General features: G+C 61.5%; 13 protein-coding genes. 3 read left to right on the plus strand and 10 right to left on the minus strand.

Annotated elements, in window-relative coordinates:
• Positions 1 to 74 precede the first annotated feature (74 nt).
• The gene (locus tag LOC54_RS01975) at positions 75 to 281 is read right to left on the minus strand and encodes a hypothetical protein (RefSeq protein WP_279312144.1); all 207 of its coding nucleotides are present in this window, start codon (positions 279 to 281) and stop codon (positions 75 to 77) included.
• Positions 282 to 343: 62 nt separating this feature from the next.
• The gene (locus LOC54_RS01980; RefSeq protein WP_279312145.1) at positions 344 to 934 is read right to left on the minus strand and encodes a hypothetical protein; all 591 of its coding nucleotides are present in this window, start codon (positions 932 to 934) and stop codon (positions 344 to 346) included.
• Positions 935 to 1,137: 203 nt separating this feature from the next.
• On the opposite strand from LOC54_RS01980, the gene LOC54_RS01985 reads away from it, so the two are divergent.
• Positions 1,138 to 2,235, plus strand: coding sequence for a glycosyltransferase family 61 protein (locus tag LOC54_RS01985; RefSeq protein ID WP_279312146.1), 1,098 nt, complete (start codon positions 1,138 to 1,140; stop codon positions 2,233 to 2,235).
• Between the two features lie 15 nt (positions 2,236 to 2,250).
• Here the strand turns inward: LOC54_RS01985 and LOC54_RS01990 are convergent, their stop codons facing one another.
• From LOC54_RS01990 to LOC54_RS02005, 4 genes are all read right to left on the minus strand, one after another.
• Positions 2,251 to 3,864, minus strand: a complete 1,614-nt coding sequence (locus LOC54_RS01990; RefSeq protein WP_279312147.1) for an inorganic phosphate transporter — start codon at positions 3,862 to 3,864, stop codon at positions 2,251 to 2,253.
• 108 nt (positions 3,865 to 3,972) lie between these two features.
• Positions 3,973 to 4,224, minus strand: coding sequence for a bacterioferritin-associated ferredoxin (locus LOC54_RS01995; protein WP_279312148.1), 252 nt, complete (start codon positions 4,222 to 4,224; stop codon positions 3,973 to 3,975).
• Between the two features lie 127 nt (positions 4,225 to 4,351).
• Complete coding sequence (locus LOC54_RS02000) at positions 4,352 to 5,155, minus strand: DUF2076 domain-containing protein (protein ID WP_279312149.1); 804 nt, start codon at positions 5,153 to 5,155, stop codon at positions 4,352 to 4,354.
• Positions 5,156 to 5,234: 79 nt separating this feature from the next.
• Positions 5,235 to 8,561: an AsmA-like C-terminal region-containing protein gene (locus tag LOC54_RS02005; protein ID WP_279312150.1), complete on the minus strand. Its 3,327-nt coding sequence runs from the start codon at positions 8,559 to 8,561 to the stop codon at positions 5,235 to 5,237.
• 38 nt (positions 8,562 to 8,599) lie between these two features.
• Here LOC54_RS02005 and LOC54_RS02010 point away from each other — a divergent pair, with 38 nt between their 5' ends.
• On the plus strand, positions 8,600 to 11,776 hold the full coding sequence (locus tag LOC54_RS02010) for a bifunctional [glutamine synthetase] adenylyltransferase/[glutamine synthetase]-adenylyl-L-tyrosine phosphorylase (protein WP_279312151.1): 3,177 nt from the start codon (positions 8,600 to 8,602) through the stop codon (positions 11,774 to 11,776).
• A 47-nt stretch (positions 11,777 to 11,823) separates the two neighbouring features.
• On the plus strand, positions 11,824 to 12,309 hold the full coding sequence (bcp, locus tag LOC54_RS02015) for a thioredoxin-dependent thiol peroxidase (RefSeq protein ID WP_279312152.1): 486 nt from the start codon (positions 11,824 to 11,826) through the stop codon (positions 12,307 to 12,309).
• A gap of 19 nt (positions 12,310 to 12,328) precedes the next feature.
• On the opposite strand, the gene LOC54_RS02020 is transcribed toward bcp, so the two are convergent.
• The 4 genes from LOC54_RS02020 to rplQ all read right to left on the minus strand — a co-directional run bounded on the left by LOC54_RS02020 (position 12,329) and on the right by rplQ (position 13,894).
• Positions 12,329 to 12,724: a hypothetical protein gene (locus tag LOC54_RS02020; protein WP_408740276.1), complete on the minus strand. Its 396-nt coding sequence runs from the start codon at positions 12,722 to 12,724 to the stop codon at positions 12,329 to 12,331.
• 157 nt (positions 12,725 to 12,881) lie between these two features.
• The gene (locus tag LOC54_RS02025) at positions 12,882 to 13,061 is read right to left on the minus strand and encodes a DUF1328 domain-containing protein (protein ID WP_279312153.1); all 180 of its coding nucleotides are present in this window, start codon (positions 13,059 to 13,061) and stop codon (positions 12,882 to 12,884) included.
• An 84-nt stretch (positions 13,062 to 13,145) separates the two neighbouring features.
• Positions 13,146 to 13,328 carry a hypothetical protein gene (locus LOC54_RS02030; RefSeq protein WP_279312154.1) on the minus strand — a complete coding sequence of 61 codons (183 nt, stop codon included), beginning with the start codon at positions 13,326 to 13,328 and terminating at the stop codon, positions 13,146 to 13,148.
• Between the two features lie 140 nt (positions 13,329 to 13,468).
• Entirely contained in the window at positions 13,469 to 13,894 is a 426-nt protein-coding gene (gene rplQ / locus LOC54_RS02035; RefSeq protein ID WP_279312155.1) for a 50S ribosomal protein L17, read from the minus strand.
• Between the last annotated feature and the right edge of the window lie 7 nt (positions 13,895 to 13,901).

Genomic DNA, 13,901 nt, shown 5'->3' on the forward strand with positions numbered 1-13,901 from the left:
GGCACGGCTTCACGCAGCATAAGACAGGTCAGCCTCAGCCCTATGATCCGCAAAATGCCCAACCCGACAGGCTGCTAAAGGCCAATCCAGAGTCCACCCAGAACAAGGATCGCCCCGAGTATCAGCATCCCCAGAGCCCCCATTGCCGGTCCTGGCATCGTATCAGGCAGCCGGACGACGAATTCGAGCGCGAATCCGATGCAGGCAAGCCCGATCAGGATAAACATCACGCGGATAATGCGTCCGGACGTCAGAACGGAATTATTACGGAACGCACCCATGCGCCGACACCTGCTCAGAAAAAGACCCGCCCGTTCTACACCGTCACCCGACTCAGGGACAGTCAGGATGCAGCGGTTTCCATCACGACACCGCCGTTACTGACCGTTCCGGACGGAAGTGCCAGATCATCCGAGGTCATGATCACTCCCCCGTTGCTGGACAGAGGCGCTGTCAGAGTATCCATGGCTGTCATGGCAACTCCGCCATTGGACGTGGTGTCAGACGGAAGCGTCACCGTCCCGGAGGGTGGCGGCGTTCCCGGTGTCGCGTCGGTAACGCGAATGCTCAGCAGCACGGAGTCCTTACGCCCCTGCTCCGTCGCAATCTCCACAAGCACGTTCTGAGCCGTCAGCGGCGGGCCGCTGGCCAGCATGAATACCGATGTCAGATCACAGTATACACCGCTCCACATAACGGTGAGATCCGTCGATGTGCCGGTCGCGGAAGGCACCTTCGCCGTCACCGTCGTGATCCGGTCCCCGGTTCCGCGAAATCTGAGACTCCAGTCCACGGAATAATCAAGGATATCCGCACTTGCCTTCGGATGCAGACAGGGCGGAAACAGCGGCACGCTGACGGAATGCGAGTTACGCAGCCTTACCGTCCGCGCAGCAACCGGCACCAGATCATCTGGCAGCGTCGAGCGGTTCATTCAGTCAGTCTTCCTCTCAGAACAGGCACGCACTCCCGCGCGCCGGACACAAAACGGCCTGTCCGGGCAGATCCCGGACAGGGTGCATGTGCGGAACTGTAGCTGTCCCGAACGCGGGATATGAGAACAGAGACGGACTGTGACGACATTCTCTCCTCGTGCTACCTTCATGCCATCATAACAACCGGAAGTTTCATACATCCATGAATTCCCGCCGCACCGGTCCGGCCACCCGGATCAGCGAACTGCCTGTAAAAGCCATTACCGAACATCGGACATTTCCGATCGTGATGCCTCCGCAAGTCTCTCTGAGTCCTGTCTCCCGCTCCGCTCTGCAGGCTGCCGGGATACAGGATATGCCACCGCCTGATCCGAATGGTGCACTGGCGCATCTCTTCACTTTCACCGATGCGACGATCGCCACACGCTGCGGTGTCGTGATGCTGTCCGGCGGTCAGATTCTGACCGACACGCTTGATCACCGGCATCCGGATGATCAGATCACGGTCGAGGGATTCCGTGTCAGCCTTCCTGCCGGAAGGCCGCTTCCCGGCTGCTGGCTGTCCCTGCTTCTCGGCGGATGCAACAACCTGTTTCATTTCGCGCTGATGAATGCGGGGCGGCTTGCCCTGCTGAAGGAAAAGGATATCCGATCGATCAGAGGTATACTGATCCCTGCAGATATCCCTGCGGCTTTTTCCACGCTTATGGAACGGGCCATCACCGCTGTATGGGGCGCATGGGATCATCCGCTGCCGGAAATTCTTTCCGTTAGCTCCGCCGCATCCTTCAGACCCGACCGGCTGATTCTTCCCTGGAATGTTGCGGAAACAGGATACTTCCTTCCGCAGGCTCTGACTCTCCTCAGCAGCCTTGCTCCGCATGACTCCCGGCTTCCTCAGCATACCTATCCCCGGCGTCTTTATATTTCGCGCAGCGACAGTCCTTCCCGTCCGTTACGCAACGAGGCTGAACTCGTATTTCAGCTGAAGCAGAAAGGATTTGTTGCCACTACACTGAGCGGGGTGCCACTGGATGTTCAGGCCGGTCTTTTCGCAAATGCGGATATGATTGTCGCCCCTCATGGCGCGGGGCTGACCGGACTGATTTTTGCAAAACCGGGCACCCGGGTTATTGAACTGATGCCCGACCGGCTGATGAACTGGTGCTATCGTCGCCTCGCGGCCATGCTGGACCTGCATTATGATATCGTGACAGGTCCGTCCTCACCGGAAGCTCCGGCCGGTATCTCCCCCTGGTATATATCGCCTGAACAGGTTGTTGCCATGACAGGACTCTGATCCTGTCTGCCTGTTTCAGAAGACCTGCCGGAGCAGGATATAGAGTGCGCCGCTGATGATCATCGCGGCCGGCAGCGTGATCACCCAGGCCAGAGCCATCATCCGCAACGTGGACCACTGCAGGCCTGATCCGTTGGCGGCCATCGTTCCTGCCACGCCTCCGGAGAGAATATGGGTTGTGGAAACCGGCATACCATAGCCCTCTGCCAGACCGATTGTGCCCATTGCCACGATCTCTGCGGCCGCACCCTGGGCATAGGTCAGATGTGTCTTGCCGATCTTCTCACCCACCGTAATGACAATGCGTTTCCAGCCGACCATCGTGCCCAGCCCCAGAGCAATGGCGACCGCCACCTTGACCCAGATGGGGATGAATCGCGTTCCCCTGTTCAGGTCCTCCATGAAAACCTTCAGTCCCTTGAACTCATTTACAGAAAAGGTTTCTGATGGTCTGACCATCGTGCGGATGGCGTCGGAGGTCAGATACATATCCGTGCGAACGTTTGCCACGGTTGCGGAAGGCACGGCGTGAATGGAGCCGTAATTCTCAACCATGCTGCTGACATCACGGGAGAGAACGGAAAGGGCACCGTATACTGCATCCCCTTCGACCCTGCGGTCACGCAATGCGTCACTGACGATATGCCGCGCCTTTTCCACGCTCGGGAGCGGCGTGGAACCTGCATGTGTCCGGAAAGTGTCTGATGCGATATTCGCAGACTGTACAAAGCCTGGTGTCATGCTGTCGGGCATCGCGCGGTTGAGGGCGTAGGCTGTGGGAGCAGCTCCGATCAGGATCAGCATGATCAGGCCCATTCCTTTCTGCCCGTCATTACTTCCGTGAAAAAACGAAACACCGGTGCAGGTCGTGACCAGAAGCCCGCGGATCCACAGCGGCGGCGGCTTATCTCCCTGCGGGGCTTCGTAAAGCGCCCTGTTGCGTATGAGTGTTTTCATCAGGAGCAGCAGCACGGCGGAGAGGACGAAGCCGCAGATCGGGCTGAACAGCAGGGCTCTGAACACCTTCGTCACCTGGGCCCAGTCCACACCCTGTGTTGCCACACCATGCGATGAGAGCAGCTGGTTTGCCAGTCCGACCCCGAGAATCGAGCCGATCAGCGCATGGGAGGAGGAATTCGGAATTCCCATTGCCCAGGTTGCGAGGTTCCAGATAATGGCTGCAAGCAGGAGTGCAAAGATCATCGCATGACCGGCACCGCCGCCGATCTGCAGGATCAGTTCCACCGGCAGCAGTGAGACGATGCTGTAGGCCACGGCACCGGATGAAGCCAGAACCCCGAACAGGTTCCACATACCGGACCAGATAACGGCCACAAGCGGTGGCAGGCTGTTAGTGTAGATCACCGTTGCCACGGCATTGGCGGTATCGTGAAAGCCGTTGACGAATTCGAAGCCGAGCGCGATCAGAAGCGCGATTCCAAGCAGAACGAACGCACCGATGGCGACATTCTGTCCGCCTGCGGCGTGAACGTCTCCGATCACGCTGTATCCGACGAAGGCCAGAGCCGCGAGGATGATACCGAGGAAAAACAGCCTGTATGCGGGGTGACTGCCCCCGTTCATATCCGGCCGCCGGGGGAGCTCCGCATCTGCCGTGGTATTGGACATGAGATTAAAATTTCCTGAAGACAAACACTGCGCTCTCTCTAGAGCAGTGCGATCAGGAAGCCGTGTTATAGTTTTATGACGCCTCGCCCCCGCGGAGCCGGTCTTTCCTCAGGCGGCGACATGCACCGCCGGATCAGTCCGGACCAGCAGACCGGTCGGAACGGGCACGGGGGCCGTTGCTGCTGCGGCCTTCTTTTCCTGGAGTGCTTTTTTCAGAAGGCACAGGACGCCCGGTACGCAGTTGCCGCAGCGGGCCTGGCATTTTCTGGCCTCATATATCTGCTGCATCCGGGTTGCGCCGTCTGCAATAGCCTGATGGACGTCTTTGTCAGTCAGTGCATTACAGGAACAGATAAACATGCAGAGCCTCATCCGCAGGTGGTATGAGTCTCTTAAACCACAAATGAGAACGCTTCGCAATATCACAAATATGACAGATCAGACACCCGCTCTCCACATACCGGGAGAGCGGGTGTTCCGGCCCGGATCAGAAGCTCTGGTCGTCTCCGCCGCCCCAGTCTCCGCCGCCATCAAAGCCACCGGAGTCAAAACCACCGTTATCGAATCCTGAATTATCCACATTGCCGAACGTATCGGCATTGAAATTCTGGTCCGCCGTGGTGCCACTGCCTGCGAACGGATCCGGTGCGGCCGAGCCGTAATTGTTGTTGATGACGGTTTCCGACGGAGCCGCGCCCCAGCCGCCATCGCCGCCTGCTCCGCCGTGATGACCGCTGAACAGCCCTTCCAGCGCATTGGCAGCCATCATGCCGCCGGCCACACCGGCTGCCGTCGTCAGGGCGGAGCCGAGAAAGCCCGATCCACCCTGGCGGAACATGCCGGGCTGCATACCATAGGGCATCGGCTGCATCTGCGGCGGCGGGGCATAGCCCTGCTGCCCGCCCCAGCCCGGCGGGGGGGCGGCCTGCTGCTGCGGCTGTGCACGACCGCCTCCGCCGAAAAGACCGCCCAGGAAGCCGCCGCTGCTGCCTGCGGAGCGCTGCTGCTGAAGCTGGCTGATGGTCTGCTGGGCCTGCTGCAGCTGATACTGGAGCTGGCGGATCTGGTTCTGTGCCGCCACCAGGCCAGCTTCCTGCACCACGGCCATCTGCGTGATCCGATAGCGTGCTTCCGGATATTTCCGGAAATTCTCAGCAATAAACTGATCGGCCTCCGGATCGACCGGCGGCAGGGTCTGCGTGGTGGAGGGCACGCTGCCAAATCCACCCTGGGGCGCTCCGCCGACCCTTGCAACGAATTTAGAGATCAGATCACGTTCTTCGCTGTTCATCTCTTCGCTCCTGAAAACCCGGCTTCCGGTCCGCCGGACAGCGGGACCGCACCGGGCGCTCCGCCTTTCATATCACAGATCAGAAAACCTCACGCAGTACGCCCGGCAGGAAAATCGTCATCGGGCTGACGGAAAAGTCAGGGCTACCCAGCGCGCCGCGCACATGGAACTTCATGGCCAGCAGACCCCCGCCTTTCTCCGGAGCGAAGAGACTGCCGATCCCCGGCAGCATTCCGGGCAGCTGGTTGACTGCAAATACCGGCACGACCGTGCCGTCGAGATCAAGTGTGTTTTTGTCCAGATTCACGGGCCCTTCGATTGTCGCCCCCAGAGCGCCGTTGCCTGCGCGGCCGTCGATGATTTTCAGTATGCCGTCGTTATATGAGACGGGCAGGTCGAATCTGCTGATTCTGAAATCCCGGTCCTGTGCGGCATTCAGCCAGCCATAGATGGACAGGTTGCGCGCCATGATCAGTGCGGAGGGCCCTTTTCTGAGGACGAAGGGGGTGATCGTCAGGCGGCCTGAGAACGGAGCGGCGGGTTTTGTATCGTCGAACTCTCCGGCGAGGACGAGGCGGCCTCCGGCGATGTTCTCCATGGCTCCGGTTGCCTGTGCGAGATGGCCGATGTCGGAAACCATGACATGCAGACGTCTTTTGTCACCGTCAGGCAGAATCCGTGCGACGCTGGCGACGGGGCTGACGAGACTGAGATCCATCGAGCGGATCCTGCGGCCGTCATGCCGGAGGAAGGCGTGTACGCCTCCGAGTTTTCGTTCTGCGCCATAATACAGCGTTGCCGCATTGACCTCGATATGCCACGGCCGGGAGGGATCTCCGTGCACGCGGCCGCTTGCGGCCTGGGGGACGGTTATCTTTGAGGATGCCTCGTTTTTCGTTTCCTTATCGTCACTTTTCTCGAACAGGGGAGAGAGGTCGAGCACCTGCGCGTACACCGCGACGCTGACCGGGCCTGTGTCCGACTGCGGCACCACCAAAAGGGCGTGTCCTGATGAGCGGCCCACGCGGAAATCGGGGATGTCGAGTTCGGAGGCCTGCCCGGGTGTGACGCGGGCTTTTCCTTCCACGGATATTCCCGGCCCCGTTGCATAAACTCTCGGAACGGAAACCAGTTTTCCTTTTTGAAGCTCGATTCTGGCTCCGGCTCTGGCTTCCGTTTCCACCGGCTTGTGCCACAGCGGGATGCGGACATCCGCGTCTTTCAGGTCCAGAGTCAGATCTGCGGCTGAGAAATCATTGCTCATTCCGGTATAATGCGCGCTGAGCAGGGCTTTTCCGGTGAATCTCTGCGCGGCGGCTTCGGGAACGAGATCGGGCGTAAGGGTTATGCGTGCCTGCACGTCCTCGACCACATGGGGCGGACCGCCCATGCGAAAATCCATCTTTCCCTTTACGGAGAGAGGATATTTATCGAGGAAGCCTTTTCCGGTCAGGTCCAGACCCTGCATCGTCGCGTGCAGGCCGATAGTGGCATCCCGGACGGATTTCCCCATCACCACGTTTCCGAGATGTGCTTTTGTGAAATGCGCATTTCCGTCGAGCGTCATGTCATCCGTCGTGACATTCTTCTCCAGAGGGATGGTGAGCGTGAGTTTTACGAGGCCTTTTCCTGACGGATTACTGAAGGGAAACGGATGACGCGACAGGATATGCAGGCGCGGCTCTGCCAGAAGCTGCAGATGATCCTTCATATCTCCCGTGAGTGTGAGGGAGACTTTTGCAACCTGATCTTTTTTGTCCAGACCGGAGATGGTGATTTCCCCGGGGCCGTTATCCACGCGTCCCTTATGATCCGGGCCGGTCAGCTGATAGCCGTGATCGACGAGGATATGCATGGATTTCAGGTCCGGGAATTCCAGATGCGCATCCACGTCGTGCATGGGCGAGATCGGACGGAGCCAGTTTATTTCAAGTTTTTTCGCATCCATTCTGCCGGAAAGGCTGAGTATATCCATACCGCTGCCGTCAGGATGCAGACCGAATCCGACAGTGGCGTTCATATTGCTGCCGGTTCCGGAGGTGATGTTCTGCGTGACCCATTTACGGGCGCCTTTTGCGACTTTTTCCGGCCACCACTGTGCCAGCGCGGAGAAATCGACATTCGGGATCGAGGCGTGAAACTGCCCCGAGCAAGCATCGGATTTCAGAAGATCGGTGCAGTCCGCGCGTGCATCGGCCTGTACGGTCAGGCCTGATTTTCCGTCATTTATGAATTCTGTCTGCGACGTGTTCTGTCCGGCATCCGGAGGCAGGAGGTTGAGTGTGAGAGTCTGCAGTTCTGCACTGACGGGATACGCACCGTTGCCGCCTTCCGCATCGAGACGTGTGAGGATCAGGCGGGCCTGAGCGCTTTGCGGGTGGAAGTCCGAGCCCGCGGCACGGACATGCCCTTCGCCTGCGGTGAGCCGGAGGTCTGCCCGGTATGGAAGGGCCCAGGCGGGATTTTCACCCGGGTTTAAAAGATTATTACCCGCTGTAAAATCCAGTTTTCCTGTCAGTGTGAGCGGCACTGCATAGTCTGCCGTCTGCGGGAAGATGTCTGCAAGTCCGGCGGGGGAGACCGGGCCGAGTGTCATGACCCATGCGGGAAGTCCGTCGGGGGCGAGCGCGCCGCTGGCGGTGAGGCGGGTTGTGAAAGACGTCTTGTTTTTCTGTGTATTTTTTCCACCCCCCCTGCGATCTGCAGCGCGGGCTGACAGGTCGGTCTCCGCGTGGCCGGTCAGGCCGCGTATATGTCCTGACGTGACGGAGGAGAGGCTGACGGTGATCTGATCTGCGGCGAAATCCGCGCGTTTGCGCCTGTCATGCAGGACGACCCGGGTCCGGCTGATATCGAGGTGCCGCAGGGCTTCGAGGCTGATATCGGGGCCGCTGTCCTTGCCGTGTTCCTCCCGGTCGTCTCCGAGATCGGGGGCGATCGTGCCGTCCGTCTGTCTGATCAGGGCGATATCGCCGCCGGAGAGGGAGAGGTATCGGGGTTCGATCTTTCCGGAGAGCAGTGGCACGGAGCTGAGGGTGATGCTGCCCTGGTCCAAGTGGCTGGTGACTGTTCCGTCTGCGGCCAGCAGGCGTATGTCGTGCAGGGTCAGTCTGACGGGGGCGTGGAATCCGTCGCTCAGCCCGGCCCAGCGCAGTTCCGCGCCGCCGATATCGAGCCGGCCGCGGGCAGGTCCGCCATCGGGATTCTTCACGATGACCAGGGGGAGGAACGGTCTGAGCACCGGCATCAGGCTGACGGGGCCGAGCCAGACGGCAAAAAGCACGCTGCCTGCGGCGAGGACCGGGACGCCGACCGTCATGGCGCACAGAAAGCCTGTGATCCGGAGGACGCGGCGGGGTTTTTTCCGTGTTTCCTGTCCGGGGAGGTCTTGACCGGTCACGTTCATGCCCGCATCCCTGCAAAAGACCGTTGCCGGAGAAGCGCATGTCCCTTCCACAGACCCGTTTCGATTCCGGGGGCGTGCCTGAAGGCGTAACTGAGGCCGTTCCTCCGCCGTCCCGGGGGCTGCGCGGCCGGGGAGCGCGGCAGCATGTCTGGCCCGAGGCAGACTGGCCCGAGGCGGCTGATCCCCGGATGGCGGCGATGCTGGCGGAGGATGTTGAGGCGCTGTGGGCCGCGCATGATCTCCCTCCGGAGCTGCCGGTTCTTCCTGCCGTGCGCCGCATGATTGCCTGTGCCGGTGGCAACAGTCCTTATCTGTCTGACCTGATCCGTGGCAATCCCGGTTTTTTCGCGACCCTTGTGGCGGGTGATCCCGAGCAGGCGACCCGGCAGACGCTGGAAGCGCTTGCGGCGGTTCCGCCGGACAGTCCGCGGGATGTCGTGATGCACCGGCTGCGCGTGGCCAAGCAGCACGTGGCTCTGGCCTGTGCTCTGGCCGAGGCCGGGCATTTCCGTGATCTGGAGTTCGTGACCCAGACGCTGTCGGCTCTGGCGGAGACCGCGCTTGATGTGAGTGTCAGGCATCTTCTGCATACTGCGCATGTGACGCGCAGGCTGACGCTGTCTGATCCGGGGCATCCGGCGCGGCGCAGCGGCTATGTCGTTCTTGCCATGGGGAAACTCGGGGCACGGGAACTGAACTTCTCCTCGGATATTGATCTGGTGGTCCTGTTTGATCCGGACGTACACCGGCATTCTGACGAAATAAGGACAGTGTTCACCCGCATGACTAGCGACCTGGTGCGGCTGATGGAAGCCCGGGATGCGGATGGCTATGTGTTCCGCACGGATCTGCGGCTGCGGCCGGACCCGTCCGCGACGCCTCTGGCGGTCTCGGTTCATGCGGCGATCAGCTATTATGAGGCGTTCGGGCAGACCTGGGAGCGGGCGGCGATGACCAAGGCGCGGCCCGTGGCGGGGGACATTCCGCTGGGCCGTCGTTTCCTTCGCGCGATTCATCCGTTCATCTGGCGCAAGAATCTCGATTTCGCGCTGATCGATGACATTCACGGCATGAAGCGCAGGATTGATCATCATCGCGGCACGGGCGGGCGGGATGTCGCGCGGATTGCCGATCGTGATCTGACGGACCCGGCCCGGGCGCTGCACTGGCTGCGCGGGCAGAATGTGAAGCTTGGCGGTGGCGGGATTCGCGAGATCGAGTTCATTGCCCAGGCGATGCAGCTGATATGGGCCGGGCGGCATCCGGCGCTGCGGGACCGGACCACGCTTGGCGCGCTGCGGGTTCTGGTGCGGTCGGGGCATATTCCGGCGGATGAGGCGGAGGAGCTGGCCCGGAGCTATCGTCTGCTGCGCGAGGTTGAGCATCGGATTCAGATGCGGACGGATCAGCAGACGCATCTTCTGCCGGAGACGGATGAGGGTCTGAACGCTCTGGGGATCTTTCTGGGTTATGGCCGGGAGTATGACCGGGCGGGCGCGCAGATTCCCGGTGTGTCGGCGGAGAAGGCCGGGGCGGATTTCGCGCTGGAGCTTTTACCGCATATGCGGGCCGTGCGGCGGATTTTCGAGCGTCATTTCACGCTGCCCGAGGAGGCCGGCGGGGATGAGGCGGCGGATGTGACGGCGCCGGATCTGGACGTGCGGCTGACGGCGGCGGGATTTCCGGAGAAGGATGCGGTTCAGGCGGCGGAGATTCTGCGCGGCTGGGCGGGGTCCGCGCATCTTGCGCTGCGGTCCGAGCGGGCGCGTGATCTTCTGACGACGCTGATCCCTGAGCTGATTTCCACCTTTGCGCGGCGGCGTGATCCGCTGTCCTGTCTGATGCGGTTTGACACGCTGCTGACGCGTCAGCGGGCGGGAGTGCAGGTTCTGTCGCTTCTGCAGCGTAATCCGCTTCTGATCGGCCGGATTGCGGATATTTTCGAGGCGTCTCCGCTGCTGGCGGCGCATCTGGCTGAGTCTCCCTCTGCTCTGGAGGGGCTGCTTCAGGAGACGATGGAGGACGACACGGTGCCGCCCGCCGGGCGTCTGCGGTCTCTGGCCGAGCGGGTCCGGCGGCTGGCTCTGGAGGCTCAGGACACGGAGACTCTGCTGCATCGTCTGCGGCCGATGGTCCGGGCGGAGGAATTCCGGCTGTCCGTGGCGCGGCTGGAGCAGCGGATGGATGAGGACACTGCGGCGCGGGAGCGGACGGCTCTGGCGGATGCGGTGATTACCGTTCTGTTCCGGATGGTCACGCGGGAGCACCGGCGGCGGCATGGCCGTCTTCCCGGCGGGGGGATGGCGGTTGTGGTTCTGGGTAAGGCCGGATCGCGCGAGATGATGGCCGGGTCCGATCTGGATCTGATGATGATTTTCGATCAGCCGGAGGGGGCTGACGGCGAGCCGGTTCTGAGTGACGGCGGGCGGGCGCTGGCTCCGGGACAGTATTACGGGCGTCTGGCGCATTCTCTGGTGGGGGCTCTGACGGCGCCGGATGCGGAGGGGCCGCTTTATCCGGTGGATATGCGTCTGCGTCCTTCGGGGGCTGCGGGACCTGTTGCGGTCTCGCGTTCTGCCTTTCTGCGCTATCACTCCGGTTCGGCCTGGACCTGGGAGCGGATGGCTCTGACGCGGGCGCGTGTGGTGTCCGGTCCGGCGCGGTTCCGTGCGGTTCTGACGCGTGACCTGTCTGCGATTCTTGATGGTCCGGGGCATGATCCTGCCACGGGCGAGGCTGTTCTTCCGGCGCGTGTTCTGGCGGATGCGGCGGCGATGCGTTCCCGCCTCGCGCGTGATCTTCCGCCCTCGGGACCGTGGGACATCAAGCGCCGGGATGGTGGTCTGATGGAGGTGGAGTTCATTGCCCAGACGCTGCAGCTTGTGGCTGCGGTACCTGAGGTGCGTGCGACGGGGACGGCGGGGGCTCTGGTTCGTCTGGCGCGGGCGGGTTTTCTGTCTCAGGAGGATGCCGAGGCACTGGTGGCGGCGGATGAGGTCTGGCGCGGGCTGCAGAGTCTGCTGCGGATTCTGTGCGGTCAGACGCCGCCGGAGAATCTGGGCGAGGCTCTGCCGCCTCTGACCTGGGATATTCTGCTGCGGGACGCAGGCGCTGCGTCTTCGGAGGATCTGGAGCACCGGCTTGCGCTTCTGGCGGAGGATGTGCGCGCGCGGTTTGTGCGGCTGATCGGGCCTGTGGGCGGGAAATCCGGGTAATTTCCGTGCTACGGTCTGTCGATGGTTTTTTAGAGAGGAGATATCCTGTGACGGATACAGCACAGCATCCCGACATCCGGCCTGGTGACAGGGCTCCGGATTTTACCATGAAGGCGAGTCGCGGGCGGACGGTTTCTTCCGCTGAACTGAAGGGGGCGCCTTATCTGCTCTATTTCTATCCCAAGGCTGATACGCCGGGCTGCACGACGCAGGCCTGCGGGATTCAGGAGGCTCTGCCTGCTCTGAAGTCGCTTGATCTGACGGTGATCGGTGTCAGTCCGGATGGTGTTCCGGCCATTGACAAATTTGCGGACAAGTTCGGTCTGGAGTTTCCGCTGGCCAGCGATCCGGAGCATGCTCTGGCGGATCAGTATGGCGTCTGGGTGGAAAAATCCATGTATGGCAAGACGTATTTCGGGATGGAGCGCAGTTCATTCCTTGTCGGCGCGGACGGGCTCATAAAGCAGGTCTGGCGCAAGGTGAAACCGGCGGAGCATGCTGCCGCGGTTGAGGCGGCAGCGAAGGCCCTGTGAAAATCCGGCGGATACGGCCTTACCAGCCGTATCCGTAATAGGCCGGAGGTGGCGGGCCATAACCATAGCCATAGCTTGGCGCGACATACATCATCACGGGTGGCGGCGGCACGGGCCGGACGAAGACCGGCGGCGGCGGCGGCGGCGGCGGCGCGGCATACACCGGCGGAGCCATGACGCGCGGGCCGGACATGGCCGAACCTGCGACGACGCCCAGAGCGAGGCCGCCGAGGAGGCCACCGACGACGGCGCCCGTGCGCCCCCGATGGTGGTAATATCCTCCGCCGCCCCAGCGGGGCCCGGGGCCGGGGCCCCATCCGCCGTGATGTGCGTGTGCCGGTGCGGCAGCCATCAGCATCGCAGCCGCCAGAGCTGCGCCCGGGAGAGCACGGCGATGCAGCCATTGATACGTCATAACCTGTCCTTTCCGTTCAGGGTCAGTATGTGTCACGCGTCCATAATACACTGATTCATGGCAAATCGGCGACCGCCGGTGTGACGAAACATATCTTGTCTTACGGGTGACAGGCGAAAAGGGGCGGGACTTACGATTCTGTCCCGCCCCTGGTGCATCATTTCCCTGCTACGGCTCCGCCGGCAACAAGGGCGAGCACGAGCAGGACCACAAACACGACGATGGCAATGAAGAACAGGATTTTTGCCATTCCCGCTGCGGCACTGGAGATTCCGCCGAAGCCGAAGATGCCGGCAACGATGGATATGACGAGAAAAAACAGAGCAAGTTTCAGCATGATACGTCTCCTGATCCCTCAAAAACGTCTGTCGCATCCAACACCGCAGCACGCCGGAAGTTGCCATTCTGTCATGAACGGATTTTATCTCTTTTTACGCGTGATGAGTCTGAGTCCTGCAATCCCTCCGGCCAGAGCCACAAGGATCGGAAGGATGGGTCTGTCGGCTGCGATATCGCGCAGGATTGCGATGACCGGATGATCGCTGTCCCATCCGGCGCCGTCCTGCAGTCGGCCGATACCTTCTTCCGGTGCGATGTCTGCCATGATTTTCTCTGCCTTCTGGTGATCCGGGTTGTCACGCCGATCCAGCTCTGAATTCCGGGCTGGCGGACTGCTTCGGGGATGTTGGAATGCCATAAAAAAAGCGGCCCGGAGGCCGCTTTTTTGTCGCATCACAAGCCTGTTCAGGCTGCGAGGCTGTTCTCTTTGGCTGCAGCCGGCTTTGGACCGCTGTCCTGGCCTTTTGCAGATACGTCCCGGTCAACGAGCTCGATGACGGCCATGTCTGCTGCGTCGCCGTAGCGCATTCCCGCCTTGAGCACGCGGGTATATCCGCCGGTGCGGCTTTTGTAGCGCTCAGCCACGGCCGAGAACAGCTTGGAGACGATCGTGTCGTCACGCAGCTGTGCATAGGCCTGGCGGCGGGCGTGAAGATCGCCGCGCTTGCCGAGTGTGATCAGTTTCTCGACCACCGGGCGAAGTTCCTTCGCCTTGGGCAGGGTCGTGGTGATCTGCTCGTGCTTGATCAGGGCGACGGCCATGTTGCGGAACATGGCAGCGCGATGAGTGGAGGTTACGCCGAGCTTCCGGCCGGCAACACCGTGACGCATGATACTG

The sequence above is a fragment of the Acetobacter sp. AN02 genome (assembly GCF_029759835.1).
Classification (GTDB): Bacteria; Pseudomonadota; Alphaproteobacteria; order Acetobacterales; family Acetobacteraceae; genus Acetobacter.

Excerpts from the sequence above, each read along its gene's own strand:
- LOC54_RS01975 (WP_279312144.1), bottom strand. The coding sequence starts at position 281 with ATGGGTGCGTTCCGTAATAATTCCGTTCTGACGTCCGGACGCATTATC.
- LOC54_RS01980 (WP_279312145.1), bottom strand. The coding sequence starts at position 934 with ATGAACCGCTCGACGCTGCCAGATGATCTGGTGCCGGTTGCTGCGCGG.
- LOC54_RS01985 (WP_279312146.1), top strand. The coding sequence starts at position 1,138 with ATGAATTCCCGCCGCACCGGTCCGGCCACCCGGATCAGCGAACTGCCT.
- LOC54_RS01990 (WP_279312147.1), bottom strand. The coding sequence starts at position 3,864 with ATGTCCAATACCACGGCAGATGCGGAGCTCCCCCGGCGGCCGGATATG.
- LOC54_RS01995 (WP_279312148.1), bottom strand. The coding sequence starts at position 4,224 with ATGTTTATCTGTTCCTGTAATGCACTGACTGACAAAGACGTCCATCAG.
- LOC54_RS02000 (WP_279312149.1), bottom strand. The coding sequence starts at position 5,155 with ATGAACAGCGAAGAACGTGATCTGATCTCTAAATTCGTTGCAAGGGTC.
- LOC54_RS02005 (WP_279312150.1), bottom strand. The coding sequence starts at position 8,561 with ATGAACGTGACCGGTCAAGACCTCCCCGGACAGGAAACACGGAAAAAA.
- LOC54_RS02010 (WP_279312151.1), top strand. The coding sequence starts at position 8,600 with ATGTCCCTTCCACAGACCCGTTTCGATTCCGGGGGCGTGCCTGAAGGC.
- LOC54_RS02020 (WP_408740276.1), bottom strand. The coding sequence starts at position 12,724 with ATGACGTATCAATGGCTGCATCGCCGTGCTCTCCCGGGCGCAGCTCTG.
- LOC54_RS02025 (WP_279312153.1), bottom strand. The coding sequence starts at position 13,061 with ATGCTGAAACTTGCTCTGTTTTTTCTCGTCATATCCATCGTTGCCGGC.
- LOC54_RS02030 (WP_279312154.1), bottom strand. The coding sequence starts at position 13,328 with ATGGCAGACATCGCACCGGAAGAAGGTATCGGCCGACTGCAGGACGGC.
- rplQ (WP_279312155.1), bottom strand. The coding sequence starts at position 13,894 with ATGCGTCACGGTGTTGCCGGCCGGAAGCTCGGCGTAACCTCCACTCAT.